The sequence below is a fragment of the Bradyrhizobium elkanii WSM2783 genome (assembly GCF_000472865.1).
Lineage (GTDB): Bacteria > Pseudomonadota > Alphaproteobacteria > Rhizobiales > Xanthobacteraceae > Bradyrhizobium > Bradyrhizobium elkanii_A.
In genome coordinates this window covers 1-23,629 of sequence record NZ_AXAP01000082.1, presented here as the reverse complement: position 1 = coordinate 23,629, position 23,629 = coordinate 1, and the positions used below count along the sequence as shown (strand labels likewise).

General features: G+C 63.4%; 21 protein-coding genes. 13 read left to right on the top strand and 8 right to left on the bottom strand.

The annotated features are described in order from the left end of the window. Positions 1-19: 19 nt before the first annotated feature. On the bottom strand, positions 20-556 hold the full coding sequence (locus tag YY7_RS61085) for a hypothetical protein (RefSeq protein ID WP_028168067.1): 537 nt from the start codon (positions 554-556) through the stop codon (positions 20-22). Positions 557-842: 286 nt separating this feature from the next. Continuing rightward, on the bottom strand, positions 843-1,694 hold the full coding sequence (locus tag YY7_RS0139920) for an SDR family NAD(P)-dependent oxidoreductase (protein ID WP_028168066.1): 852 nt from the start codon (positions 1,692-1,694) through the stop codon (positions 843-845). Positions 1,695-1,911: 217 nt separating this feature from the next. Here YY7_RS0139920 and YY7_RS0139915 point away from each other — a divergent pair, with 217 nt between their 5' ends. The 4 genes from YY7_RS0139915 to YY7_RS0139900 all read left to right on the top strand — a co-directional run bounded on the left by YY7_RS0139915 (position 1,912) and on the right by YY7_RS0139900 (position 7,226). Then, entirely contained in the window at positions 1,912-3,408 is a 1,497-nt protein-coding gene (locus YY7_RS0139915) for an aldehyde dehydrogenase family protein (protein WP_028168065.1), read from the top strand. Between the two features lie 231 nt (positions 3,409-3,639). Continuing rightward, the gene (locus YY7_RS0139910; RefSeq protein ID WP_028168064.1) at positions 3,640-4,767 is read left to right on the top strand and encodes an alkene reductase; all 1,128 of its coding nucleotides are present in this window, start codon (positions 3,640-3,642) and stop codon (positions 4,765-4,767) included. A gap of 111 nt (positions 4,768-4,878) precedes the next feature. Beyond that, the gene (locus YY7_RS0139905) at positions 4,879-5,361 is read left to right on the top strand and encodes a GFA family protein (RefSeq protein ID WP_028168063.1); all 483 of its coding nucleotides are present in this window, start codon (positions 4,879-4,881) and stop codon (positions 5,359-5,361) included. 200 nt (positions 5,362-5,561) lie between these two features. Beyond that, complete coding sequence (locus YY7_RS0139900) at positions 5,562-7,226, top strand: thiamine pyrophosphate-binding protein (protein ID WP_028168062.1); 1,665 nt, start codon at positions 5,562-5,564, stop codon at positions 7,224-7,226. Positions 7,227-7,327: 101 nt separating this feature from the next. On the opposite strand, the gene YY7_RS0139895 is transcribed toward YY7_RS0139900, so the two are convergent. Both YY7_RS0139895 and YY7_RS0139890 read right to left on the bottom strand, forming a co-directional pair. Then, a complete protein-coding gene (locus tag YY7_RS0139895; protein ID WP_028168061.1) occupies positions 7,328-8,716 on the bottom strand; it encodes an LLM class flavin-dependent oxidoreductase in 1,389 nt (462 codons plus the stop codon). 54 nt (positions 8,717-8,770) lie between these two features. Beyond that, positions 8,771-9,397 carry a carboxymuconolactone decarboxylase family protein gene (locus YY7_RS0139890; protein ID WP_028168060.1) on the bottom strand — a complete coding sequence of 209 codons (627 nt, stop codon included), beginning with the start codon at positions 9,395-9,397 and terminating at the stop codon, positions 8,771-8,773. Positions 9,398-9,549: 152 nt separating this feature from the next. Here YY7_RS0139890 and YY7_RS0139885 point away from each other — a divergent pair, with 152 nt between their 5' ends. Next, positions 9,550-10,935 carry a M20 family metallopeptidase gene (locus tag YY7_RS0139885; protein ID WP_035692156.1) on the top strand — a complete coding sequence of 462 codons (1,386 nt, stop codon included), beginning with the start codon at positions 9,550-9,552 and terminating at the stop codon, positions 10,933-10,935. Between the two features lie 38 nt (positions 10,936-10,973). On the opposite strand, the gene YY7_RS0139880 is transcribed toward YY7_RS0139885, so the two are convergent. Continuing rightward, positions 10,974-11,744 (bottom strand): SDR family NAD(P)-dependent oxidoreductase, encoded by a 771-nt coding sequence (locus tag YY7_RS0139880; protein ID WP_028168058.1) that lies wholly within the window; start codon positions 11,742-11,744, stop codon positions 10,974-10,976. Between the two features lie 392 nt (positions 11,745-12,136). On the opposite strand from YY7_RS0139880, the gene YY7_RS0139875 reads away from it, so the two are divergent. The 5 genes from YY7_RS0139875 (at position 12,137) to YY7_RS0139855 (ending at position 16,662) form a co-directional block, all read left to right on the top strand. Then, positions 12,137-13,048 carry an amino acid ABC transporter substrate-binding protein gene (locus tag YY7_RS0139875; RefSeq protein WP_028168057.1) on the top strand — a complete coding sequence of 304 codons (912 nt, stop codon included), beginning with the start codon at positions 12,137-12,139 and terminating at the stop codon, positions 13,046-13,048. Positions 13,049-13,261: 213 nt separating this feature from the next. Continuing rightward, on the top strand, positions 13,262-13,993 hold the full coding sequence (locus YY7_RS0139870) for an amino acid ABC transporter permease (protein WP_028168056.1): 732 nt from the start codon (positions 13,262-13,264) through the stop codon (positions 13,991-13,993). A 1-nt stretch (position 13,994) separates the two neighbouring features. Continuing rightward, positions 13,995-14,687, top strand: a complete 693-nt coding sequence (locus YY7_RS0139865) for an amino acid ABC transporter permease (protein ID WP_028168055.1) — start codon at positions 13,995-13,997, stop codon at positions 14,685-14,687. 185 nt (positions 14,688-14,872) lie between these two features. Next, a complete protein-coding gene (locus tag YY7_RS0139860; protein ID WP_028168054.1) occupies positions 14,873-15,604 on the top strand; it encodes an amino acid ABC transporter ATP-binding protein in 732 nt (243 codons plus the stop codon). A 200-nt stretch (positions 15,605-15,804) separates the two neighbouring features. Continuing rightward, on the top strand, positions 15,805-16,662 hold the full coding sequence (locus tag YY7_RS0139855; RefSeq protein WP_028168053.1) for a D-amino-acid transaminase: 858 nt from the start codon (positions 15,805-15,807) through the stop codon (positions 16,660-16,662). A 122-nt stretch (positions 16,663-16,784) separates the two neighbouring features. On the opposite strand, the gene YY7_RS0139850 is transcribed toward YY7_RS0139855, so the two are convergent. Continuing rightward, on the bottom strand, positions 16,785-18,398 hold the full coding sequence (locus YY7_RS0139850) for an MDR family MFS transporter (RefSeq protein WP_028168052.1): 1,614 nt from the start codon (positions 18,396-18,398) through the stop codon (positions 16,785-16,787). Positions 18,399-18,489: 91 nt separating this feature from the next. Then, positions 18,490-19,641, bottom strand: a complete 1,152-nt coding sequence (locus tag YY7_RS0139845; protein WP_028168051.1) for an HlyD family secretion protein — start codon at positions 19,639-19,641, stop codon at positions 18,490-18,492. Between the two features lie 143 nt (positions 19,642-19,784). On the opposite strand from YY7_RS0139845, the gene YY7_RS0139840 reads away from it, so the two are divergent. The 3 genes from YY7_RS0139840 to YY7_RS0139830 all read left to right on the top strand — a co-directional run bounded on the left by YY7_RS0139840 (position 19,785) and on the right by YY7_RS0139830 (position 23,349). Next, the gene (locus YY7_RS0139840; protein ID WP_028168050.1) at positions 19,785-20,696 is read left to right on the top strand and encodes a LysR family transcriptional regulator; all 912 of its coding nucleotides are present in this window, start codon (positions 19,785-19,787) and stop codon (positions 20,694-20,696) included. 161 nt (positions 20,697-20,857) lie between these two features. Next, complete coding sequence (locus YY7_RS0139835; RefSeq protein WP_035692141.1) at positions 20,858-22,132, top strand: serine hydrolase domain-containing protein; 1,275 nt, start codon at positions 20,858-20,860, stop codon at positions 22,130-22,132. Continuing rightward, a complete protein-coding gene (locus tag YY7_RS0139830) occupies positions 22,129-23,349 on the top strand; it encodes an acyltransferase family protein (protein WP_245287575.1) in 1,221 nt (406 codons plus the stop codon). The genes YY7_RS0139835 and YY7_RS0139830 overlap by 4 nt, the downstream gene beginning before the upstream one ends. A gap of 6 nt (positions 23,350-23,355) precedes the next feature. Here YY7_RS0139830 and YY7_RS0139825 read toward each other — a convergent pair. Then, a partial coding sequence (locus tag YY7_RS0139825) for a transposase (protein ID WP_028168047.1) occupies positions 23,356-23,629 on the bottom strand: 274 nt, incomplete at its 5' end.

Below are 23,629 nucleotides of genomic sequence, written 5' to 3'. Positions count from 1 at the left end.
TTGGATCTCCGCTCGCCTATCAGCCGCAGACCTGCGTCGGCTGTGTACGCCAGCCGTGCGTGGTGTGGACGCGGCGATTCACGACATAGCAATTGCCGTTGTCGTAATAGGTGTCGCCGTAGCCGTAATACGGGTAGCCATAGCCGTACGGATAGTCGTAGGCATAGTCATCGTAATAATAGGGATCGTACAAGCCGAGGCCGAAGCCCGTGCCGAAGGCGAAGCGCCGTCCATGGAAGCCGCGGCCGTGGAAGCCGCCACCACGGAATCCGCCGAAGCCCTGATGAATACCGCCGAAGGCGTTGTGAAATCCGCCGCCGGCAAAGCCGCCGCGGAAACCACCGCCGCCGAAGCCGCCATGGAATCCGCCACCGCCAAATCCCCCGCCATGAAAGCCGCCGCCACCAAATCCGCCGCCGTGGAAGCCGCCGCCACCGCCAAAGCCGCCACCATGGCCGCCGCCGCCTCCGCCGCCACGCGCCAACGCAACCGTCGGCGCTGCCGCAAGACCAACCGATGCGGCCGCCAACAATGCGATAACCATCTTGCGTAACATTACACCACTCCGTCAGTATCGCACCCAGCCCGCGATCATGATGAGGTGGCGATCATTTGCGAGATCGCGATGCGCACACCGCTCAACTCCGTGCGAGCGTCTTTAAATTCCAGTTTAGAGAGAATTGAACGGCGCAGTCGGAGCAGCGCCGCGGTATTACATCGGAAATGAAAACGCCCGCTTTGTTGCGGGCGAAAAAGCGACCGCGGCGCGAAAGCTGCGGTCGCGGTCCCGGAATTCGCATGGAGGAGCGCTGCAGCGCTGCTCGATATCCGTGAGGCGGCGACTATTTTCCCTTTACGAACGCCGCGAAAGCATCCGCATAATCCGGATGCCAGCGCGACAGTGCGGGACGGTTCTCGACGATGTCGCCGACGGCCCAGAGGATGCGCCGCTCGTCGAGCTGCCGGGGCACATCATTGTCAGGGCAAAGGATATAGAAATCGCCCGCGTCCAGCCGCTCGATCATGAAGTCGACCGTTTGCTCGGCCGTCCAGGCGCTGGCCGGCTTCTCGGCGCGGCCGCGTGCGGTCAAGCCGGTGAAGACGAAGCCGGGGATCAGCAGATGTGCGGTGAGACGGGAGCCGGGCGTATTACGCAATTCGTGCTGCAACGCCTCGGTGAACGCCTTCACGCCGGCCTTGGATACGTTGTAGGCGGGATCGCCAGGAGGCGTGGTGATGCCCTGCTTGGAGCCGGTGTTGATGACGAGGCCCTCGCGCCCGCGCTCGATCATGCGCGGCACGAAGGCCTGCGTGCCGTTGATGATGCCCCACAGATTGACGCCGAGAATCCGCTGCCAGTTCTCGTGCGGACCGAACATCTGGCTGCCCGGCTGGACGCCTGCATTGTTCATCAGGATGTCGGTGCCGCCGAACCGTTGTTGCACCGCGCTTTCCAGCTTCACGAGGTCCTCGAACCGGCTGACGTCGACGGTTTCGGTCATGATGCTGTCGGCGCCACCGGGCGCGATCGATGACAGTTTTGTAGCGGCTTCCTTGAGGCTGACGGCACTGACGTCGGCGACGCATACTTTCATGCCCGAAGTTGCGAAGCGCATGGCGGCGGCGAGCCCGATGCCGGACGCGCCTCCGGTGATTACGGCGACATGATTTGGCGACATGGCGGGGTGGGGCATCGTCTCTCTCCGACAAATATGTGGCAGCGATCTGTAGGCTAACACGGCGGGCATGCCATGCGCGAAGGTGCATGGGAGGTCTTCATTGCCGCACTGCCCGCCAAGAGGCCGGCTGCTTTACGGATTCTGGTCGCCGTTGTAGAGTTCCGCATATAACGGGTCTGAAACCTGCAAGGCCCGTCATATAAATCTCGTTCCATATCAAGGGAGTGCAAACATGGCTGTCACACAGGCAATTCCGATCACGCGTCACCCCTACGCGGACGGTTCCTACAAGAAGATGCTGATCGACGGCCAATGGGTCGATGCGGCCTCCGGTAAAAAGTTCGAGACCCACAATCCCGCGACCGGCGAATTGCTCGCGACGGTGGCCGAAGGCGATGCCGAAGACATCAACCGCGCGGTGGCAGCGGCGCGTCGTGCCTTCGAGGGCCCATGGAGCAAGGTCAAGCCATTCGAGCGGCAGAGCATGCTCTTGAAGCTCGCCGACCTGGTGGAGAAGAACTTCGAGGAACTGTCGCAGCTCGATACGCTCGACATGGGCGCGCCGATCAGCCGCACCCGCGGCAACCGCCTGCGCGTGCTCGGCATGCTTCGTTATTATGCCGGGCAGGCGACCGCGCTGCATGGCGAGACCATCGAGAACTCGCTGCCGGGCGAGATCTTCTCCTACACCTTAAAGGAGCCGGTCGGCGTGGTTGGTGCGATCATTCCCTGGAACGGGCCCTTGGCGGCGACGGTCTGGAAGATCGGCCCGGCGATCGCGACCGGCTGCACGGTGGTGCTGAAGCCGGCGGAAGAAGCGCCGCTGACGTCGCTGCGGCTTGCCGAGCTCTGCATGGAAGCCGGCATTCCGCCTGGTGTCGTCAATGTGGTGCCGGGATACGGCGAGACCGCAGGCGCGGCGCTCTCCTCACATCCGGGCGTCGACAAGGTCGCCTTCACCGGTTCGCACGTCACGGGCCAAGCGATCGTGCGGGCGTCGGCCGGCAACCTCAAGCGCGTCTCGCTTGAGCTCGGCGGCAAGTCGCCGGACATCGTGTTCGCCGATGCCGATCTCGATCAGGCGGTGCCGGGCGCGGCGATGGCGGTGTTCGCCAATTCCGGGCAGATCTGCAGCGCCGGTACGCGGTTGTTCGTCGAGCAGAAGGTCTATGACGAGTTCGTCGGCCGTGTCGCCGAATTCGGCAAGAAGCTGCAGGTCGGCAACGGGATCGATCCGAACACGCAGATCGGCCCCCTGGTGTCGCAACAGCAGATGGATCGTGTCAGTGACTATCTCGATATCGGCCAGAAGGAAGGCGCGAGGGCGGTTGCCGGCGGCGCGCGGCTGACCGAAGGGCCATTGGCAAAAGGCTATTTCGTGCAGCCGACGGTATTCGCCAATGTGCAGGACAATATGCGCATTGCGCAGGAGGAGATCTTCGGGCCCGTCATCTCCGCGATCGCCTTCAAGGACACGGATGAACTGATCCAGCGCGCCAATGCGACGATGTTCGGCCTCGGCAGCGGCGTGTGGACCACCAATGTCAGCAAGGCGCACCAGGTTGCGCGCGCGCTGCGCGCCGGTTCGGTCTGGGTCAACTGCTACCAGGCGATGGACCCGGCGGTGCCGTTCGGCGGCTACAAGATGAGCGGCTACGGCCGTGAATCCGGCAAGCAGCATTTGGAGGAATATCTCAACGTCAAGGCGGTCTGGATCAAGACGGCCTGAAACGAAGACCTCTCTCGTCATTCCGGGATGCGCCGAAAGGCGCAGGCCCGGAATCCATCGGGCCGCAGATTGCGTGGACAAATGGATTCTCTGATGTGCAATTGCACATCATAGCTCGCGCTTCGCGCGCCCCGGAATGACGGCTTATCGGCGATAGGCCGCCATTTGCTTTTCAGCGGCGCGCGCCTCCCCTATAGTGCTGGCAACGACAACACAAATATCGGGGCAGGCATGAAATTCCCGTCGCTTTTCTCTCCTCTCAAGATCGGACCGTACCAGCTCCAGCACCGCGTGGTGATGGCGCCCTTGACGCGGATGCGCGCCGAAAAACCGTCGCTCGCGCCGCGGCCGCTGAACGTGGAATATTATGCCCAGCGCGCCACACCAGGTGGTCTGATCATCGCGGAAGCCTCGCCTGTGGTGAATACCGGGTTCGGCAGTCCCGGCATTCCCGGCATCTACAGCGAGCAGCAGATTGCCGGCTGGCGGAAAGTGGTCGACGCCGTGCATGCCAAGGGCGGCATCATCTTCCTGCAGCTCTGGCATGTCGGCCGCGTCTCGCATTCCTCGTTCCAGCCTGGCGGCGCGCTGCCGGTCGCGCCATCAGCGGTGGCGATCTCCTCCGAGTTCAAGGCGATGACGGCGGACGGCAAGGTGGTCGATTACGAGACCCCGCGCGCGCTCGAGACCTCCGAGATTCCCGGCGTCATCGAGGCCTATCGCGAGGGCGCGAGGAACGCACTGAAAGCCGGCTTCGACGGCGTCGAGATCCACGGCGCCAACGGCTATCTGATCGAGCAGTTCCTGCAGTCGCGCAGCAACCTGCGCACCGACCAGTATGGCGGGTCGATCGAGAACCGCGTGCGCTTCCTGATGGACGTGACCAGGGCCGTTGTCGAGGTCTGGGGCGCGAACCGCGTCGGGGTGCGGCTGTCGCCTTATGGCATCGCCAATGGCAGCGGCGAGGCGGACCCGATGCCGCTGTACAGCCACGCCATCAAGCAGCTGGATCCGCTTGGGCTGGCCTATCTGCACTTCATCGAGCCGCGTTCCTCCGGCGCCGGCCGCGCCGAGGTCAATCACCAGAACGTGCCCTCGGCGATGGTGCTGTATCGCCCGATGTGGAGCGGCGTCCTGATCACCGCCGGCGGCTTCACCGGCGAGACCGCGGATGCCGCAATCGCCGCGGGACACGCGGATGCGATCGCCTTCGGCCGCATCTTCATCTCCAATCCGGACCTGCCGCGCCGCCTGCAGCGCAGCTATCCGATCACGCCGTATAATCGCGCGACGTTCTACGGCGGCGAGGAGAAGGGATATACGGATTATCCCGTGCACGACGAGATGGCGCAGGCGTAAACACCGCCGTCATTGCGAGCGTAGCGAAGCAATCCATGGTTCCGCGCGTGGGGAGATGGATTGCTTCGTCGCTTCCGCTCCTCGCAATGACGAGGAAAACGAGGAGCGACAATGGCCAAAGCAGCCGCTGCAGGAGGGATCGCGTCGGGCCAATGCCTGTGCGGCGCAGTTCGGCTTGAGATCGACGTGCCGGCGCGCTGGGCCTGGCATGATCATTCCGCGCCGAGCCGCCGCGCGCATGGGGCGGCCTATGCGACCTATGTCGGGAGCTGGCGCAAGCGGTTCCGCATCGTCGCGGGGAAGGATGCGATCACGCGCTACGAGGATGACGCGACGAAGACCGTGCGCAGCTTCTGCGCGACCTGCGGGACGCCTCTATTTTACGAGCGCGCTCGCTCGCCGCACATGGTGAACATTCCACGCGCGCTGTTCCTGGGCCGTACCGGCCGGCAGCCGCTCTATCACGTCGCGATCGAAGAGCTGCAGGAGTGGGCCTATACCGGCGAACCGCTGGTGCCATTGAAGGGTTATCCCGGCGTGGTCTGGCATCGCTCGAAAAAGAAGAAGCGCCCCGATCGCGAGGGGATGTTTTGAATTTTCGTAGCCCGGGTGGAGCGCAGCGCAACCCGGGTTCGCCCGTGGCTCCCCGGATTACACTGCGCTCCATCCGGGCTACGGTCCTACGGCGCTGCATCGCAAGGCAGCCATGAGCGCAGGCGCGATTGCTCGGGGCGTGCAAGTTTGGTCATGATGCCTCATCCCGCGCGCCAATGAGCCCGAGGGTAGGAGGAGACATGAAGAATCGCATTACCGGGCGTTCGGCGTTCCTGGCGCTGTTGAAGGACGAGGGCATCACGCATCTGTTCGGCAATCCCGGTACCACCGAATTGCCGATCATGCATGCGCTGAAAGACCATCCCGACCTCACCTATGTGATGGCGATGCAGGAGAGCCTGGTGGTGGCGATGGCCGACGGCTTCAGCCGCGCCTCCGGCAAGCTCGTCGCCTGCAACGTCCATGTCGCGCCCGGTCTCGGCAACGCGATGGGCTCGCTGTTCAACGCCAAATTCACCGGCACGCCGTTGATCCTCACTGCCGGCCAGCAGGAGCAGGGCCACGGCTTGACGGAGCCGGTGCTCTATGGGCCGCTGGTGCAGATGGCGGAGCCGCTGGTGAAATGGGCGGTCGAGGTGACGCGACTGGAGGATCTGCCGCGCATCGTGCGCCGCGCCGCCAAAGTCGCGACCACGCCGCCGACCGGACCGGTGTTCATCTCGCTGCCCGGCGATATCCTCAATTCCGAAGCCGGCATCGAGCTCGGCCGGGCGACCCGCGTCGACACGCGGGTGAAGCCGTCAGATGAATCGCTGCAGGCGCTGGTCGCGCGCATCCTCAAAGCCGAGCGGCCGGTGATCGTCACCGGCGATGAGATCGTCAAGAGCGATGCGCTGCAGGAAGCCGCCGAACTCGCGGAAACGCTCGGCGCGCCGGCCTATCAATCTTCGACGCCCTATGGCGCGCACTTCCTCTCCGAAAGCCCGTGCTTCATGGGCGCGATCGCTCGGGTTCAGAAACTTGCGCGGGAGACGCTCGCGCCCTACGACCTCATCATCGCACTCGGCGGCGATCCCCTGCGGATGTCGGTTTATAGCGAGATCGATCCGCTGCCGGATGGGCTCGGGATCGTGCAGGTCGGTCTGGTCGACTGGGACCTCGCCAAGAACTACGGCGCGGAGATTGCGCTGAAGGCCGACGTGAAGGAAACCCTGCGTGCGCTGATCCCGGCGCTGAAAGCGGCGGGCGGCGGCGCGCTGGAAGCGCGGGCAAAGCAGGGCGTTGCGGCGCTGGCGTCAAAAAACTGGACCGCGAAGCGCAAGGCGCTGGTCGACCAGATCTCGAAAGCCGAGGGCACCTCGCCGATCGATCCGGACTGGCTGGCGCTGCAGGTTGTCGAGGCGATGCCTGACAATGCGATCCTGGTCGATGAAGGCCTGACCTCGTCGCGCCAGATGATTGCGCTGCGCCCGCACCGCGACCGCTATGGCTATCACGCGCTCGCCTCCGGCGGCATCGGCTGGGGATTGCCGGCATCGGTCGGCGTCAGCCTCGCCAATCCGCAGCGACCGGTGGTGTGCTTCTCCGGCGACGGCAGCGCGATGTATTCGATCCAGTCGTTGTGGACCGCGGCCAACCACAAGCTGCCGCTGACGTTCGTCATCGTCAACAATGGCGGCTACCGCATCATCAAGCAGCGCCTCCTCGCCTTCCACGGCGATGATCATTATGTCGGCATGGATTTCGTCGACCCGCCGGTTGATTTTACCGGCGTTGCGAAGTCGCTTGGATTGGAAGCGGTACGGATCACCGATCCCCGCGAGCTGAAGGGCGCGATGCGGTCCGCGTTCGGCCGGCCCGGCACGAAGCTGATCGAAGTGGTGGTCAGTAATTCGGTGAATTGAGCCACGGATTGTAGGGTGGCAAAGCGAAGCGTGCCCACCATCCACGTTCGGTGCAAGAAAGGTGGGCACGCTGCGCTTTGCCCACCCTACGATTCTTCGATTTACTCCGCCGCCGCGGCGTGGGGCTTGATGCGGTAGCGACTGGCGGGATGCTCGTCCGTGAGCCTTGCGCGGCCCGCCCCGAACAATTTCTCGCGCAGCGTGCCTTGTGCATAGTCCTGCTTGTATCGGCCGCGGCGGGTCAATTCCGGCACCAGCATGTCGGCGATGTCCTCGAAATCGCTGGGCGAGATCGCAAACGCGACGTTGAGGCCATCGACGTCGGTCTGCTCGAACCAGCGCTCGATGTCATCGGCGACCTTTTCCGGTGTGCCGACCACGACCGGGCCGATGCCGCCGATGCTGACATGCTCGGCGACCTCGCGCACGGTCCAGATGCGATCGGGATCGGCGCGGGTGATGTTATCCATCGCGGTGCGGCCGGCGTCGTTGTGGACATGGCGGACTTCCTGGTCGAGGCCGTAGGTCGAGAAATCGACACCGGTCCAGCCGGACATCAGTGTCAGCGCGCCCTCATGGCTGATGTGGCTGCGATAGTCGGCATATTTCGCGTTTGCCTCGGCTTCAGTGCAGCCGAGGATGACGGTCATCATGCTGAACATCAGGATCTCGGCCGGATTCCGTTCCTTTTGCGCGGCAAGCTCGCGGATGGCCGAGACCCGCGGCGCGATCACCTTGGCCGATGGTCCGGACATGAACACGCATTCGGCGTGCTCGGCGGCGAACTGCCTTCCGCGCGGCGAGGTGCCGGCCTGATAGAGCACCGGCGTGCGCTGCGGCGACGGCTCGCTCAAATGCAGCGCGTTGAGGCGATAATGCTTCCCCTCGTGCTTGACGGGATGCACCTTGGCGGGATCGGTGAAGATGCTGCGCGCGCGATCGCGGATCGCAGCGTCGTCTTCCCAACATCCTTCCCAGAGCTTGTAGACCACTTCCATATACTCGTCGGCGATCTCGTAGCGGTCGTCATGCGCCGTCTGCTTGTCCTTACCGGCGCCGCGCGCGGCAGAGTCGAGATAGCCGGTCACCACGTTCCAGCCGACGCGGCCCTCGGTCAGATGATCGAGCGTCGACATCCGGCGGGCGAATGTGTAGGGCGGCTCGAAGGAGAGATTGCTGGTGACGCCGAAGCCGAGATGCTTCGTCACCGCGGCCATCGCCGGAACCAGCAGCAGGGGATCGTTCACCGGCGTCTGCGCGGCATTGCGCAGCGCAGCGTCCGGGCCGCCGCCGAACACGTCATAGACGCCGAGCACGTCGGCGAGGAACAGACCGTCGAACCGGCCGCGCTCCAGCGTCTTGGCGAGATCGAGCCAGTAGGGCAGCCGGTTATACTCCGCGGTGCGGTCGCGCGGATGGGTCCACAATCCCGGCGACTGATGCGCCACGCAATTCATGGCAAAGGCGTTGAGCCGGATTTGTTTTGTCATCGTGGGCAATCCGAGAAGCGCGGCATCGCTGCCGCGCCAAAGCGTGGAAGAAATTTATCGTCCGGCCTGCCTGAACGGCAGTTCCTCACCGGCCGGCGGCATGACATGCGCGACGTTGAGCGTCATCGACACCACATCGTAATAGCCGTTCACCGCAACCAAATCCATCACGCCCTGTTCGCCGAATTTTGCAACCGCTTTCTGGTAGATCGCATCGTCGACGCCATGGTCACGGCGGAGCTGGGTAGTGAACTCCCAGACGATCGCTTCATCCTCCTTCATGTTTTCGGGCTTGCGGCCGGCACCGAGCGCCGCGACGATCTTCGGATCGAGCCCCGCCTTCAGCGCGAGCGGCGCGTGCGCATACCACTCATATTGCGAGCCCCAATATTGCGCGGTCATGATGATCGCCATCTCGTTGACGCGCTTGTCGAGCGAGGTGTTGAAACGGAGATATTCGCCGACCTTCTGCAAGCGGTCCGCGAGTTCCGGGCTGCGTAACCAGGCATTGAACGGTCCGCTCATGCCTTTGCGCGGGCCGGACATGATGGCATCCGCGACCGTGCGCTGGGCAGGGGTCATCTTCTCCAGCGGGATCTCCGGAAAGCGCTCGCCGGTCGCGGCCGGTGCGACGCCGGTGAACAGGATGCAAAGTGCCGAGACGCGCAGGATCGTTTTCATGGATGACCTCCCTGTTTGATGTCCAGACGGACGCCGGACTGCGCGGAAATTGTTGCAGCTTGGCGAGCGTTGGCAAGCTTTATTCGGGCGTCTTCCAGCCGCCGCGATATCCCTATAAGAGGTGGGCAGGTTGGTTGCGGGAAAGGCAGATCATGGCTGACAGGGCTGACGCGATCGCGCGGGTGCGCGCTCAATTTCACTCTGGCGAGTTCCTGCGCGAGCTCGACAAGCGGGTCGGCTATCGCACGGAAAGCCAAAATCCTGGCAGCGGTGACGCGCTACGCGCCTATCTCACGGAGAATCTGCAGCCCGCGCTGGCCGAACTCGATTTCAAGACTCGCCTGATCGAATCGCCGACAGGCAAGGGCCCATATCTCGTGGCCGAATATATCGAGAACGCCTCGCGCCCGACCGTGCTCACTTACGGCCATGGCGACGTCGTCGACGGCATGATCGGCGAATGGCGCGACAATCTCGATCCCTGGAAGACCACCATCAAGGGCGACCGCGTCTATGGCCGCGGCACCGCAGACAACAAGGGCCAGCACAGCATCAATATCGCGGCGCTGCGTGCGGTGCGGGAGACCCGCGGCGGCAGGCTCGGCTTCAACGTAAAGTTCATCATCGAGACCGGGGAGGAGATCGGCTCGCCCGACCTGCGAACGGTCTGCGAAGCCCATCGTGAGGAACTCAAGGCCGATCTGTTCCTGGCATCCGACGGGCCGCGGCTTTCGGCCGAGCGGCCCACGATCTTCCTCGGCTGCCGCGGCGGCAACCGTATCCATCTCGACGTCAACCTGCGCGAGGGCGGGCATCATTCCGGCAATTGGGGCGGTGTGCTCGCCAATCCTGCAACGATCCTGGCGAACGCGATCGCGAGCCTGGTCGACGGCAAGGGCCGGATGAAGCTGGAGGCCTTGAAGCCTCCGCCGATCTCGAACCGGGTCCGCGCGGCGCTGGCGGACGTGAAGGTCGAGCCGGGCCCGGACGAGCCGGCGTTGTCACCGGACTGGGGCGAGGAGGGACTTTCGGCCGCCGAGCGGCTCTACGCCTGGAACACGCTGGAGGTACTGGCGATGTCCTCGGGCAATATCGCAAGCCCCGCGAATGCGATCCCCGGAAAAGCGAATGCCGTTTTGCAGCTTCGCTTCGTCGTCGGCACGAAGATTGGCGAGGTCGTCGATGCCGTGCGTGCGCATCTCCATGCCAATGGTTTCCCGATGGTCGAAGTCAGCGGTACCCAGCGCTTTGCGGCGTCGCGGACCGACATGGACAGTCCCTGGATCGACTGGACCGCGCAATCGATCCGCAACACCACCGGCAAGGCGCCGGCGGTGCTGCCGAATTTCGGCGGCTCGCTGCCGAACGACGTGTTCTCGGAAGGATTGGGCCTGCCCACGATCTGGGTGCCGCATTCCTATCCCGGCTGCTCGCAGCACGCACCTGATGAGCACATTCTGCTGCCGGTGACCGAAGAGGCGCTCGCGATCATGGCCGGCCTGTTCTGGGATCTCGGCGAGATGGCGCGGGGGCTGTGATCGCGGCCGATGCACCAAGCGAGTCCGCATATGACGGACTATATGAAGGATGCCGAGCCCGTCGATGCGCCGACGCCGCCATCGATCGCCAAGTTTACGCCATTGACAAAGCTCGCATCCTCACTGGCAAGAAACGCGATGACACCGGCAACTTCTTCCGGCTGGGCTGCCCGTCCCAGGGGAATCCGTTCTTCTAGCCGTTGAAGCACGTCTGGGAAGCGTTCGAAGACGCGCCTCGTCAGGTCGGTGAATATGGTGCCTGGACAGACCGCGTTGATGCGCACGCCTTTTGAGGCAAATTCGAGGGCCAGGCTCCGCGTGAGATTGCTGACCGCGCCTTTTGTGGCGTTGTAAAAGTTGAGCCCGCGATCGCCGCCAAGCCCCGAAATGGATGACACGTTGATGATCGAGCCCTTGCTCTCGATAAGATAAGCAAGCGTCGCCCGCGTTACGTTGAAGACCCCATCGACGTTGACCGCGAAGACCTCGCGCCAATTCTGAGTGGGCAGATCGAGGAAAGCCCCGGCAGTTCCCGTTCCCGCGTTGTTGACGACAATGTCGATCCTGCCGAGCCTGCGGACGACATCGGTCACGAGATCTTCAACAGCATTCGCGTTGGAGACATCAGCCGGCCGGATCATGCAGCGGTCGGCTGTCAAGGTTGCGGCGACGTCCTGCAATTTGGACGCCCGGCGTCCGTTCAGGACGACGATCGCTCCTTCCTCATGAAATCGGCGTGCGGTCGCAGCGCCGATACCACTGCCGGCGCCGGTGACGATGACTACCTTGCCGTCGAACCTTCGGGACATAGCTCGTGAACTCCACCTGATGCGATCGATGCGTCGGCGGATGCTGGGGAGCTTCGATTGCAGTTGTATTTCAGCGGAGACATTCTTGGCTACATTTGAAGGCGGTCACGGCGACGAGACTACGAATCGGCTGCGCGGAGGCGGAGCGCTCTCGACGAGGCGCTAGCGGGTGCGACTAAAGTGCACCGCCGCGGGTACCTTGCGACTGTCCGCACTTCAGGCCATCATGGCGGCAGCCATCGCCGGGCACGTTGGGGACACCTGCTTGAGCCATATGACGTCATCTCGGATGCGAGCCATGCCGCCGTCGCGGCATTGCCGCGCCGTCCGACCAAATGCGGCTGACGGACATTCTGACACAATCGAACCTATCCAAACGAGGAGAACTACGCATGAAACGCCTTCTTTCGATCGGCTTCGCGCTCGCCGCCGCGCTCGGCGCGGCTGAGGCCGGCGCCCAGGAGCTGACGGGGACGTTGAAGAACATCAAGGAGACCGGCACGATCACGCTCGGCCACCGCGACTCCTCAATCCCCTTCTCCTATCTCGACGACAACCAGAAGCCGATCGGCTATGCGATGGACATCTGCTACAAGATCGTCGACGCGGTGAAAAAGGAACTGAAGCTCGACAAGCTCGAGGTGAAACTCAATCCGGTGACGTCATCGACCCGCATTCCGCTGCTCGCCAACGGCACCATCGATCTCGAATGCGGCTCGACCACTAACAACGCCGAGCGGCAGAAGCAGATTTCCTTCACCAACACCCATTTCCTCACCGCGAGCCGCTACGTCTCGAAGAAGTCGAGCAAGCTCAATTCGATCGACGATCTCAAGGGCAAGGCCGTGGTGTCGACCGCGGGCACCACCAACATCAAGCAGCTCACCGAGGCCAACGCCGCGCGCGGGCTCAACGTCAACATCATCCCGGCCAAGGACCATGCGGAGGCGTTCCTGATGGTCGAAACCGACCGCGCGGTCGCCTTCGTGATGGACGATATCCTGCTCGCAAGTCTGGTTGCGGGGTCGAAAACGCCCGACAATTACGTGATCTCGAAGGACGCATTCTCAAAGCCGGAGCCTTACGGCATCATGCTGCGCAAGGACGACCCGGCCTTCAAGAAGGTGGTCGATGCGGCGACTGCCGCGCTCTACACCGGCGGCGAGGGACAGAAGATCTACGACAAATGGTTCACGCAGAAAATCCCGCCGAAAGGGCTGAACCTGAATACGCCGATCGCTGCGGAGCTGAAGAACGAGTTCGCCAAGCCCTCGGACTCGCCGGACCCGGATTCGTATAAGTAAACGCAGCTTTAGACCCTCATGGTGAGGAGCGCGTAGCGCGTCTCGGGACGATGCTTCGCATCGCCGGGAGAACCATGAGGCCCGACCGTGGCCTCATCCTTCGAGACGCTTGCTGCGCAAGCTCCTCAGGATGAGGGGAAACAGCGGCTGGCCGGCCATCCTTGGCCCGGCCATTGCATGGGCGGGCCGGGCGTATAGCGGAACGGGGGAGCTTTGAACTATCACTGGAACTGGCAGATCTTCTTCGAGCCGAACCCGACCGGCAGTGGCACCTATCTCGACATGCTGCTGTCGGGGCTGGCGCTGACGATCAAGACCGCGCTCACGGCCTGGATCATCGCGCTGGTGTTCGGCTCGGTGGTTGGCGTGCTGCGCACGCTGCCGTCGAAGGTCGCAGGCTGGATCGGCTTCTGTTATGTCGAATTCTTCCGCAACATGCCGCTGCTGGTGCAGCTCTTCCTGTGGTTCTTCGTGCTGCCGGAACTGTTGCCGCGCGCGGCGGGACTGTGGCTGAAGCAAATGCCGAACGCGCCGTTCTGGACGGCTTCGATCGGCGTCGGGCTGTTCATGTCGGCGCGCGTTGCCGTGCAGCTTGCCGCCGGTATCGCCTCGCTGCCGCGGGGCCAGAAGCAGGCGGCGACCGCGCTCGGGCTGACGACGGCACAGACCTATCGCTACGTGCTGCTGCCGATGGCCTATCGGATCATCCTGCCGCCGCTGACCTCCGAATTCCTCAACACCGTGAAGAACACGGCGGTGGCGATCACCATCGGGCTGATCGAATTGACCGGGCAGGCGCGCGCGATGCAGGAATTCTCGTTCCAGGTGTTCGAAGCCTTCACGGCCGCGACCATCATGTATCTGCTGGTCAATATCGTCGTCGTCACCGGCATGCGCTTCCTGGAGCGCAAGGTCGCGATTCCCGGCTACATCGCGGGGAAATAGCATGCTCGGCAGCTTCGATTTCGACGTCATCCGCCGCTCGCTGCCCTATCTCTTCGTCGACGGCATGACGTTCACGCTGACGCTGACCGCGCTGTCGGCGCTGGGCGGGTTGGTGTTTGGAACGCTAATCGCGCTGATGCGCTTGTCCGGCTTCAAGCTGCTCGGCCGCATCGCCGGGCTCTATGTCGATTTCATGCGCTCGCTGCCGCTGGTGCTGGTGATCTTCTGGTTCTATTTCCTGGTGCCCTATATCGGGCAGTGGCTGACCGGCGCGTCGCGCCCGATCAGCGTCGGCGCGTTCGCCTCCTCGCTGATCACCTTCATCATGTTCGAGGCGGCGTATTTCTCCGAGATCATGCGCGCCGGCATCCAGTCGATCTCGCGTGGCCAGCCGGCGGCTGCAAGCGCGCTCGGTCTGACCTACGCGCAGAGCATGCGCTACGTCGTGCTGCCGCAGGCGTTCCGCAACATGCTGCCGGTGCTGCTCACCCAGACCATCGTGCTGTTCCAGGACACCTCGCTGGTCTACGTCCTGTCGATCCCGGATTTCCTCGGCGCCGCCAGCAAGGTGGCGCAGCGCGACGGGCGGCTGGTCGAGATGTACCTGTTCGCGGCAGTGGTCTATTTCACCATCTCCTGCCTTGCCTCCTTCGGCGTCCGCCGCCTCCAGGCGCGCATCGCCATCGTTCGGTAGATAGTCATGCAGTTGAAATTTCGAGGTACGCACCTCTTCACCTCTCCCATAGGGAGAGGTCGGATCGCACAAGCGATCCGGGTGAGGGGCTCTGCTCTATCGAGGGACCTTAACCCCTCACCCGGCGCTGCGCGCCGACCTCTCCCTTCGGGAGAGGTGACCTCCCGGCAACAGTTGAGCCAGGCATGATCGAACTTCGCCACGTCAACAAATGGTACGGGCCGACCTTCCAGGTGCTGAAGGACTGCACCACCAGCGTCGCCAAGGGCGAGGTCGTGGTGGTCTGCGGCCCTTCGGGATCGGGCAAGTCGACGCTGATCAAATGCGTCAATGCGCTGGAGCCGATCCAGGGCGGCGAGATCATCCTGGACGGCATCAAGGTCAACGATCCCAAGACCGACCTGCCGAAGCTGCGCGCGCGGGTCGGCATGGTGTTCCAGCACTTCGAGCTGTTTCCCCATTTGCGGATCGTCGACAATCTCTGCCTGGCGCAGGAGAAAGTGCTCGGCCGCAAGCACGATGAAGCGGTGGCAAAGGGGATGAAGCTGCTCGATCGCGTCGGGCTGAAGGAGCACGCGAAGAAATATCCGGCGGAGCTTTCCGGCGGGCAGCAGCAGCGCGTCGCGATTGCGCGGGCGCTGGCGATGGACCCCGTCGCGATGCTGTTCGACGAGCCGACCTCGGCGCTCGATCCGGAAATGATCAGCGAGGTGCTCGACGTGATGGTCGACCTCGCGCGCGAGGGCATGACCATGATGGTCGTCACTCATGAAATGGGCTTTGCCAGCAAGGTCGCCCATCGCGTGATCTTCATGGATCAGGGCGAGATCGTCGAGGATGCGCTGAAGGCGGATTTCTTCGGCAAGCCGCGCAGCGACCGCGCGCAGAAGTTCCTGTCGAAGATCTTGCAGCATTAATACCGCCGTCATTCCGGGGCACGCGAAGCGTGAGCCCGGAATCCGTTCAGCCGCTTGCGCTGGCGGGGAAATGGATTCCGGGCTCGATGCTGCGCATCGCCCCGGAATGACGCCGAGGGTTTGATGGCCTGGAAGGTCTATCGGCATCAATGAATTGCGTATAGAAACCTCATCGCATCACTACGTCCGGGAGACTTCGCTTGGAAAAGATCGCTTACGTCAACGGCTCCTATGTACCCCTTTCGGAGGCCAAAGTGTCGGTCCTCGACCGCGGCTTCCTGTTCGCCGATGGGATCTACGAGGTGGCCGCCGTGCTCGACGGCAAGCTGGTCGACAACGCCTCGCATCTGGCGCGACTGGAGCGCTCGGTCGGCGAGATCAGGCTGGAACTGCCGGAAACCATCGCGCGGATCCAGGACATCCAGAAGGAACTGGTGGCGCGCAACAAGCTCGTCAACGGCATGGTCTATCTGGAGGTGACCCGCGGCGCCGATACCGGCCGCGATTTTGCCTTTCCCAAGGGGGTGAGGCCGACGCTGGTGATGTTCACCTCTGAGAAGGACATCGTCGGGGCGCCCTCGGCCAAGACCGGCATCAACGTGATCACGGTGCCCGACATTCGCTGGGAGCGGCGCGACATCAAGAGCGTGGCGCTGCTGGCGCAGGTGCTGGCCAAGCAGGCGGCCGCCGAAGCCGGCGCCGGCGAGGCCTGGATGATCCAGGACGGCAAGGTCACCGAGGGCGGCTCGTCCTCTGCCTTCATCCTGACCCAGGACGACGTCATCGTGACCCGACAGAACGGCAGCGAAATTCTGCCCGGCTGCACCCGTAAGGCCGTGGTGGCGCTCGCCGAGGAACGCCAGCTCCGCGTCGAGGAGCGCGCCTTCTCGATCGAGGAGGCGCTGGCCGCCAAGGAAGCCTTCATCACCAGCGCCAGCCTGTTCGTGCAGGCGGTGGTCGCCATCGACGGCAAGAAGGTCGGCAATGGCAAGCCCGGCCCGATGACGGAGCGGCTGCGCGAGATCTATGTGGAGTTCGCCAAGGCGACCGCGGTGTAGCGTGTCACCCTCGTCATTGCCGGGCTTGACCCGGCAATCCATCTCGCTTCAGAAGAGTCTTTTTTGATGCATGCGCGGGTTAAGCCCGCGCATGACGAGGGGAGCGGTTGCCCGCGGCAATCCTAATGCGCGCCGCCGCCGGCCAGCGCATTAGGCTTCTTCAGGAGCGCCGCGGCGAACAGCGCGACGATCAGCGCGACGCCCATCACGTAAAAGGTGTCGCTGAAGGCCAGGATATAAGCCTGCTTCTGCACGATCCTGCCGACTGCGACGATAGCGCGGTGCGTGGCATCGGCATGGTCGGCGACGCCATGGCTCATGAAATATTGCGTGAGCTGCTCGATCCGCGTGCGGGTCGCCTGCTCCAGCAGCGAGACCGACTGCATCAGCACGTTGGAATGATACTGCTCACGTTTGGTCAGCAGCGTCTGCAACAGCGCGATGCCGACGGCGCCGCCGAGATTGCGCATCATATTGAAAAGCCCGGACGCCGAGCCGGCATTCTCGGCCTCGATCCCTGCAGTCGCGACCGCCGACAGCGGCGCCATCACCAGCGCCTGGCCGATGGCGCGCACGATGTTCGGCCAGAACAACTGGTCGGTGGCGTAGTCATTGGTCATATAGATGTTCATGAAATTGGAAGCGGCGAACAGCGTGAAGCCGACGCCGATGATGATGCGCGGGTCGAAGCGCTGCATCAGGCGTGGCACCAGCGGGATCAGCACGAGCTGCGGCAGCCCGGTCCATGCCAGCACCATGCCGATCTGCTCGGCATTGTAGCCCTGAATCCGTGACAGATATTGCGGCAGGATGAACACCGAGCCGTACAGCGCAGTGCCGAGCAGGAAATTGGCCAGCATGCCGAAGCCGAAGTTGCGGCGGAGCAGCAGGCGCAGGTTGAGCAGCGGCTTGTTCGCGGTGAGCTCGATCACGATGAACGCCACTAGCGCCACCGCCGCGATGACGGAGAGGCGGACGATGAAGGGCGAGCCGAACCAGTCGTCCTTGTTGCCCTCTTCCAGCACCGTCTGCAGTGCGGACAGGCCGATCGCCATGGTGATGATGCCGGGCCAGTCGCCCTCGCGCAGAAGCGAGAGCTTCATTGGTTTTGCTTCCAGCGAGAAATAGAGCATGCCGACCATGATCGCGCCGGGCACCAGGTTGACATAGAAGATGTACTGCCAGCCCCAGTTCTCGGTGAGATAGCCGCCGATGGTCGGGCCGATCGCCGGCGCGAACGTCGCCGACAACGCGAATATGGCGAGCCCGATTGGCTGCTTCGCCTTAGGTAGCAGCGTGATGATCAGTGTGAACGCCAATGGGATCAGCACGCCGCCGGTGAAACCCTGCACGGCGCGCAGCGCGATCATCTGCGGCAGGTCGTGCGCGAGCGCGCAGGCCGCGGAAAAGACAAGGAACAGAACAGCGTTGGTCAGGAGATAGCGCCGGACCGAGAACACCTGCGCGAGCCAGCCGCTCAGGGGGATCACCACGATCTCGGCGACCAGATAGGAGGTCGAAATCCAGCCGCCGTCATCGATGCCGGCGCCGATCGCGCCCTGGATGTCCGCCAGCGAGGCGTTGACGATCTGGATGTTGAGCACCGCCATGAAGGCGCCGAGATTGGCGCCGACCACCGCGATCCAGATTTTTGCGGGGATAGCCGGTGCGGCGGCGGGTTTTGGGCTGAGGTCCGCGGAGGACGCGGCGTTGAGCGTGGGCTGTAGCGTGGTCATTAGTCTCGTCCGCTAGCGCGTGATGAAGCCGAATTGCTTCCGCGATCGATGCTGCACTCCTCTCCCGCAAGCGGGAGAGGAGAACTCGCCGCTAGCCTCCGTCCGGCCGCGCGGCGCTGGCGGCAAGTCGGCTCTTGGCTTCGCGCTCGGCCAGCACGGTGGCCTTGGTGTCGACGGTGGGCACTGCGGACATGCCCGGGCGCAACAGGCCCTTCAGCCTGATATCATCGAGCACGATCTTGACCGGCACGCGCTGCACGATCTTGGTGAAATTGCCGGTGGCGTTGTCCGGCGGCAGCAGCGCGAATTCGAGTCCGCTCGCGGGCGACAGACTGTCGACATGGCCGCGCAGCTTGGTGCCGCGGAAACTGTCGATCTCGACTTCGACCGGCTGGCCATTGCGCACATTCGTGAGCTGGGTCTCCTTGAAGTTGGCGACGACGTAGACGGCATCGAGCGGCACCACCGCCATCAACTGCGTGCCGGCCTGAACATATTGTCCGACCCTGAGCGAGCGTGCGCCGACGGTGCCGTCGACTGGCGCGGTGATCCGCGTATAGCTGAGGTTCAGCGATGCCTGCCGCTCCACCGCACGGGCGCGATCGAGCTGCGCGACCGCCTTGGCGCGTTCGGTGGTGAGCACATCGACCTTGCGCTGGGCGGCGAGCAGGCCGGACTTGGAGTGCTGCAATTGCGCGTTGTTGGCACGGAGCGCGGCGTCGGTCTGCTGCGCGCGCTGCACGGTGCCGGAGCCGGTCTTCATCAGCCCCTCGTAGCGAGCCTGCTCCTCCTGGGCGAATTTCAGATTGGCTTCTGCGGCGGCGACGTCGGCCGTCTCCTGCTCGATGATCGGCTGCTGCTGGGCGAGCTGGGCATCGAGGTTGCGCACCGCAGCCTCGGAGGCGTCGACGTCGGCATGGGCCTGGGCGAGCGCGGCACGGAAATCGCGGTCGTCGATTTCGGCCAGCAACTGCCCGGCCTTGACCGGCTGGTTATCGCTGACCAGCACCTGTGCGATATAGCCGGAGACCTTCGGCGAGACGATCGTGGAATCGGCCTTCACATATGCGTCATCGGTCGATTCGAGGTAGCGGCCGGTGATGAGATAGTCGTAGCCGAAATCGGCAATGCCGGCGACGCCAAGCACGGCAACCAGCGCAAACGCCGCCCGCCTGATCACCTGCCGCGACGGGCGCAGGCTTATTTTTTCTTTTGTATCAGTGACATAGGATGTCGTTGACATGGCTTCCCCAAATGCGTTCGGGCGCGCCTCCCGGGCAGGAGGGCGCCAAATCCGCCAAGTAGATGCGATGTCTCCAGCGCTGTGATAATCCCGCCAAAACTGGAAGGATTATCCAGTGAGAGCAAATAATCGGGAACTCGCGCATGGACCGGTTGACCAGCCTGACGGCCTTTGTCCGGGTGGTGGATAGCGGCGGCTTTTCGGCCGCCGGCCGCCGCCTCAACATGTCCACGACCATGGTCAGCAACCACGTCCAGGCGCTGGAGGACCGGCTCGGCGTCCGGCTGCTCAACCGCACGACGCGCAAGGTGAGTCTCACCGAGGTGGGGCGCACCTATTACGACCGCTGCGTGCAGATCCTCGCCGACATCGAGCAGGCCGACGACATCGCCGGCGCGCTGCATTCGACGCCGCGCGGCACGCTGCGCGTCTATACCCATACCCACACCGTGCCGTATGTCGCGCCCGTCGTCGCCGAGTTCCTCAAGACGTATCCGGAGGTCAAGGTCGATCTCTCGATGGGCGAGCGCACGGTCGACATGATCGACGAGGGCTTTGACGTGGCCGTGCGCATGATCCGGCCGCCGGATTCGAGCCTGATCGTGCGCAGTCTCGCCACCTGGCGCCACGTGCTGTGCTGCTCGCACGACTATCTCGAACGGCACGGCGCGGTGCATGAGCTTGCCGAGCTCAGCGAGCGCGATTGCGTGCGGCACGTGAATTATCCTTATCAGGACGAGTGGCGGTTCATCGACCACAGCGGCGCGCCGGCATCGGTGAAGGTGTCCGGCCGGTTCATCACCAACAGCGGCGAGGCGCTGCGCTTGGCGGCGCTGCAGGGGGCCGGCATCTGCCTCGCAGCGGGCTTCCTGGTTCACGGCGATCTCGAAGCCGGACGGCTGGTCCGCCTGCTGCCGGAATACCGGCCGGTCGAGCTTTCGCTGAATGCGGTCTATCCGCACCGCCATCATCTATCGGCGAAGGTCAGGACCTTCATCGACATGCTGGTCGACCACAGCGCCGAGCAGAGGAAGCTGATCGACCCCTATTCGTGATGCCGCAATCGCGGATTGTAGGGTGAGCAAAGCGAAGCGTGCCCACCCTACGAGTTTTCTTTCGTATTCGCCCGCTGAGGGCATCGCTTCCAGTGACGATGTGATGGCGCGGCGAAGCGTAATCCAATAGATTGCATGAGAATAGGGCAGGAGGGAGCGGCATGTTTGCGCTGAAGCGGGTGTCATTGTGCCGAACCATGACGCCGCTCGCCGTGATGCTCGCCTGCCTGCTCGCGCCGTTGCCGGCCGCGGCGTTCGGGCCGCCACCGAATGCGCCGCTGTCGATGGAAAAGCTCTCGCGTCTCGATGACTTCCTCACCGAGCAAAGCGCGACCGGAAAGATTCCCGGCGCGGCGCTGCTGATCCAGCGGCATGGCAAGCCGATCTATTTCAAATGCTTCGGCAAGCGCGACGTCGAAGCGAACATCGATATGACTGCGGATACGATCTTTCCACTGCATTCGGTGACGAAGACGGTCACCAGCGTGGCGGCGATGATCCTGATCGACCGCGGCAAGATCGCGCTCGACGATCCCGTCAGCAAATACATCCCTTCCTTTGCCAACATGAAGGTCGGCGTCGAGCGCAAGGACGAGTCGGGTCGCCCGGTGCTCGATCTGGTGCCGCTGATCCGTCCGGTCACGATCGAGGATCTGTTGCTGCACACGTCGGGCATCACCTACGGCTTCTATGGCGCGGGGCTGGTGAAGGCGGCCTATGACGGCATCTATCTCGGCGACTTCGACAATGCCGAATTCGCGGAACGGATCGCGAAGCTGCCGCTTGCCGAGCAGCCGCGCACATTATGGGACTACGGCCATTCGATCGATGTGCTCGGCCGCGTCATCGAGGTCGCATCGGGACAATCGCTCTATGAGTTCGAGAAGACGGCGCTGTTCGAGCCGCTCGGCATGACCACGACCAAATATTTCCTGACCGACCCGGCGGAGCGCGCCCGCTACGCGCGGCGGCTGCGCAGTGACGAACGCATCGAGCGCAATCCGCTCGACGTGACGCGCTGGGAGTCCGGTGGCGGCGGCCTGGTATCGACGGTTGCCGACATGGCGCGTTACGGCCAGATGCTGCTCACTGGCGGCACGCTGAATGGCAAGACCATTCTCGGCCCGAAAACCTTCAAGGCAATGATGACTGACCATATCGGGCCGGGATCGGGCGTCGCCCGCAACTATTTCTATTATCCGGGCGACGGCTTTGGCTTCGGCTACGGGTTCGGGATCCGCACCGATGCCGGCAATGCCGCGCCGCCTCCGCCGGGCTCGCCCGGCGAGATCAAGTGGGACGGCGCTTCGGGGGCGTATATCGTCGTTGACCCGGCCCAGGACATGTTCTTCGTGCTGCTCTTGAACGCGCCCTCCGGGCGATGGCACGTCGAGGTCAACGTCAAGAAGATCGTTTACGATGCGTTCGAAAAGTGATCGAACAGAAGCCTGATCCGAAACGGCCCCCGATGCTGCGCAAGACCGACGGAACCGATCAAGGCGCAATCGCGACGACCCGCATCGTTGCGCTCGACCGCGCGCGCACCTTCATCATCCTGTTGGTGCTGATCCACCACTCGGTGGTGAACTACACTCATTTCGGCAGCGGCGATAAAGCGCGCTGGCTCGGCTTCGACCTGGTCGTGTTGTTCAACGACAGCTTCTTCATGGCCTGCATGTTCCTGATCTCGGGGCTGTTCGTGCACGACAGCCTGACACGCCGGGGCGGAGCGAATTTCATCGCGGCCCGCGCCTGGCGCCTCGGCATTCCCTATCTGGCGTCGATCTTCGTGCTGATGCCGGTGGCCTATTATCCAACCTTCCTGCGCTATCATCTGCCTGGCACGACCGATTTCAACTTCTTCCATTTCTGGTGGCACACGCTCACCATCGGGCCATGGCCGTCGGGACCGGCCTGGTTTCTGTGGGTGCTGCTCGCGCTCAATATTCTGACCGTCATCGTGTGGTCGGTCGGGCCGCGGCTGCTCAAGGGCTTGGGCCAGGTGATCTTCTTGACGCGCAACCGGCCGATGACGGCGTTCGCGGCATTCCTGGTGGTCTCGCTTGTTTCCTACGTGCCGATGCGCCTCATCTTTGGTGATGCGAGTTGGCTCGAGCCGGGCGGTTATCCGCTGCCGATCCAGACCAGCCGCATCTTGCTTTATGCCGCCTATTTCTTCACCGGCGTAGGCATCGGCGTGGTCAGCCTGCGCACGGGCATTTTCGCGGAGAACGGCGAAGTGGCAAATCGCTGGTTGCTGTGGCTTGGCTACGCGCTCGCGTTCTACGGCGCGATCCTGTTCCTGGTCTACGCTCACCACAACTGGATCGATTTCAACAATCCGCCGACGTGGTGGGAAGTGGCGTACGCGTTTGCCTTCGCGCTGTTCAGCGCGGCGATGGCGTTCGCGCTGCCGGCAACCTTCCTGCGTTTCGCGAGGGCCAAACTGCCCCTGTTAGATGCCATGCAGCCTTCGGCCTATGGCATCTATCTCCTGCACTACATCTTCATCATCTACCTGCAGTACCTGGTCTACGACCGTGTGTGGCCAGCCGGCCTGAAGGCAGCCATCGTGTTCGCCGGCACACTTGCCGCGAGCTGGGCGCTAACAATGGCGCTGCGCAGGATTCCGCTCGTTGCGCGGATGATCTAGAGCGTTTCACGTTTTGATGGAAGCATATCCAGCGTTGGCGAAGTAGTTGCTGCATTCGGTAGGCTGGATCGAGGTGACGAGGTCGCCGAGGTGTCGCCAAATGTCTTCGAGGGTGCGCTTCTGCGCGATGCGCATCCAGTGCTTGATCTTGGCGAAAGTCTGTTCGATCGGATTGAGGTCGGGTGAGTAAGGCGGCAGATACCAGAGTCTGGCGCCGGCGCCTCGGATGATGCGACGCAGAGCAGCCGACTTGTGGCTGCCGAGATTATCCATGATCACG

Coding starts and splice junctions, on each gene's coding strand:
- YY7_RS61085 (WP_028168067.1), bottom strand. CDS start 556: ATGTTACGCAAGATGGTTATCGCATTGTTGGCGGCCGCATCGGTTGGT.
- YY7_RS0139920 (WP_028168066.1), bottom strand. CDS start 1,694: ATGCCCCACCCCGCCATGTCGCCAAATCATGTCGCCGTAATCACCGGA.
- YY7_RS0139915 (WP_028168065.1), top strand. CDS start 1,912: ATGGCTGTCACACAGGCAATTCCGATCACGCGTCACCCCTACGCGGAC.
- YY7_RS0139910 (WP_028168064.1), top strand. CDS start 3,640: ATGAAATTCCCGTCGCTTTTCTCTCCTCTCAAGATCGGACCGTACCAG.
- YY7_RS0139905 (WP_028168063.1), top strand. CDS start 4,879: ATGGCCAAAGCAGCCGCTGCAGGAGGGATCGCGTCGGGCCAATGCCTG.
- YY7_RS0139900 (WP_028168062.1), top strand. CDS start 5,562: ATGAAGAATCGCATTACCGGGCGTTCGGCGTTCCTGGCGCTGTTGAAG.
- YY7_RS0139895 (WP_028168061.1), bottom strand. CDS start 8,716: ATGACAAAACAAATCCGGCTCAACGCCTTTGCCATGAATTGCGTGGCG.
- YY7_RS0139890 (WP_028168060.1), bottom strand. CDS start 9,397: ATGAAAACGATCCTGCGCGTCTCGGCACTTTGCATCCTGTTCACCGGC.
- YY7_RS0139885 (WP_035692156.1), top strand. CDS start 9,550: ATGGCTGACAGGGCTGACGCGATCGCGCGGGTGCGCGCTCAATTTCAC.
- YY7_RS0139880 (WP_028168058.1), bottom strand. CDS start 11,744: ATGTCCCGAAGGTTCGACGGCAAGGTAGTCATCGTCACCGGCGCCGGC.
- YY7_RS0139875 (WP_028168057.1), top strand. CDS start 12,137: ATGAAACGCCTTCTTTCGATCGGCTTCGCGCTCGCCGCCGCGCTCGGC.
- YY7_RS0139865 (WP_028168055.1), top strand. CDS start 13,995: ATGCTCGGCAGCTTCGATTTCGACGTCATCCGCCGCTCGCTGCCCTAT.
- YY7_RS0139860 (WP_028168054.1), top strand. CDS start 14,873: ATGATCGAACTTCGCCACGTCAACAAATGGTACGGGCCGACCTTCCAG.
- YY7_RS0139850 (WP_028168052.1), bottom strand. CDS start 18,398: ATGACCACGCTACAGCCCACGCTCAACGCCGCGTCCTCCGCGGACCTC.
- YY7_RS0139845 (WP_028168051.1), bottom strand. CDS start 19,641: ATGTCAACGACATCCTATGTCACTGATACAAAAGAAAAAATAAGCCTG.
- YY7_RS0139840 (WP_028168050.1), top strand. CDS start 19,785: ATGGACCGGTTGACCAGCCTGACGGCCTTTGTCCGGGTGGTGGATAGC.
- YY7_RS0139835 (WP_035692141.1), top strand. CDS start 20,858: ATGTTTGCGCTGAAGCGGGTGTCATTGTGCCGAACCATGACGCCGCTC.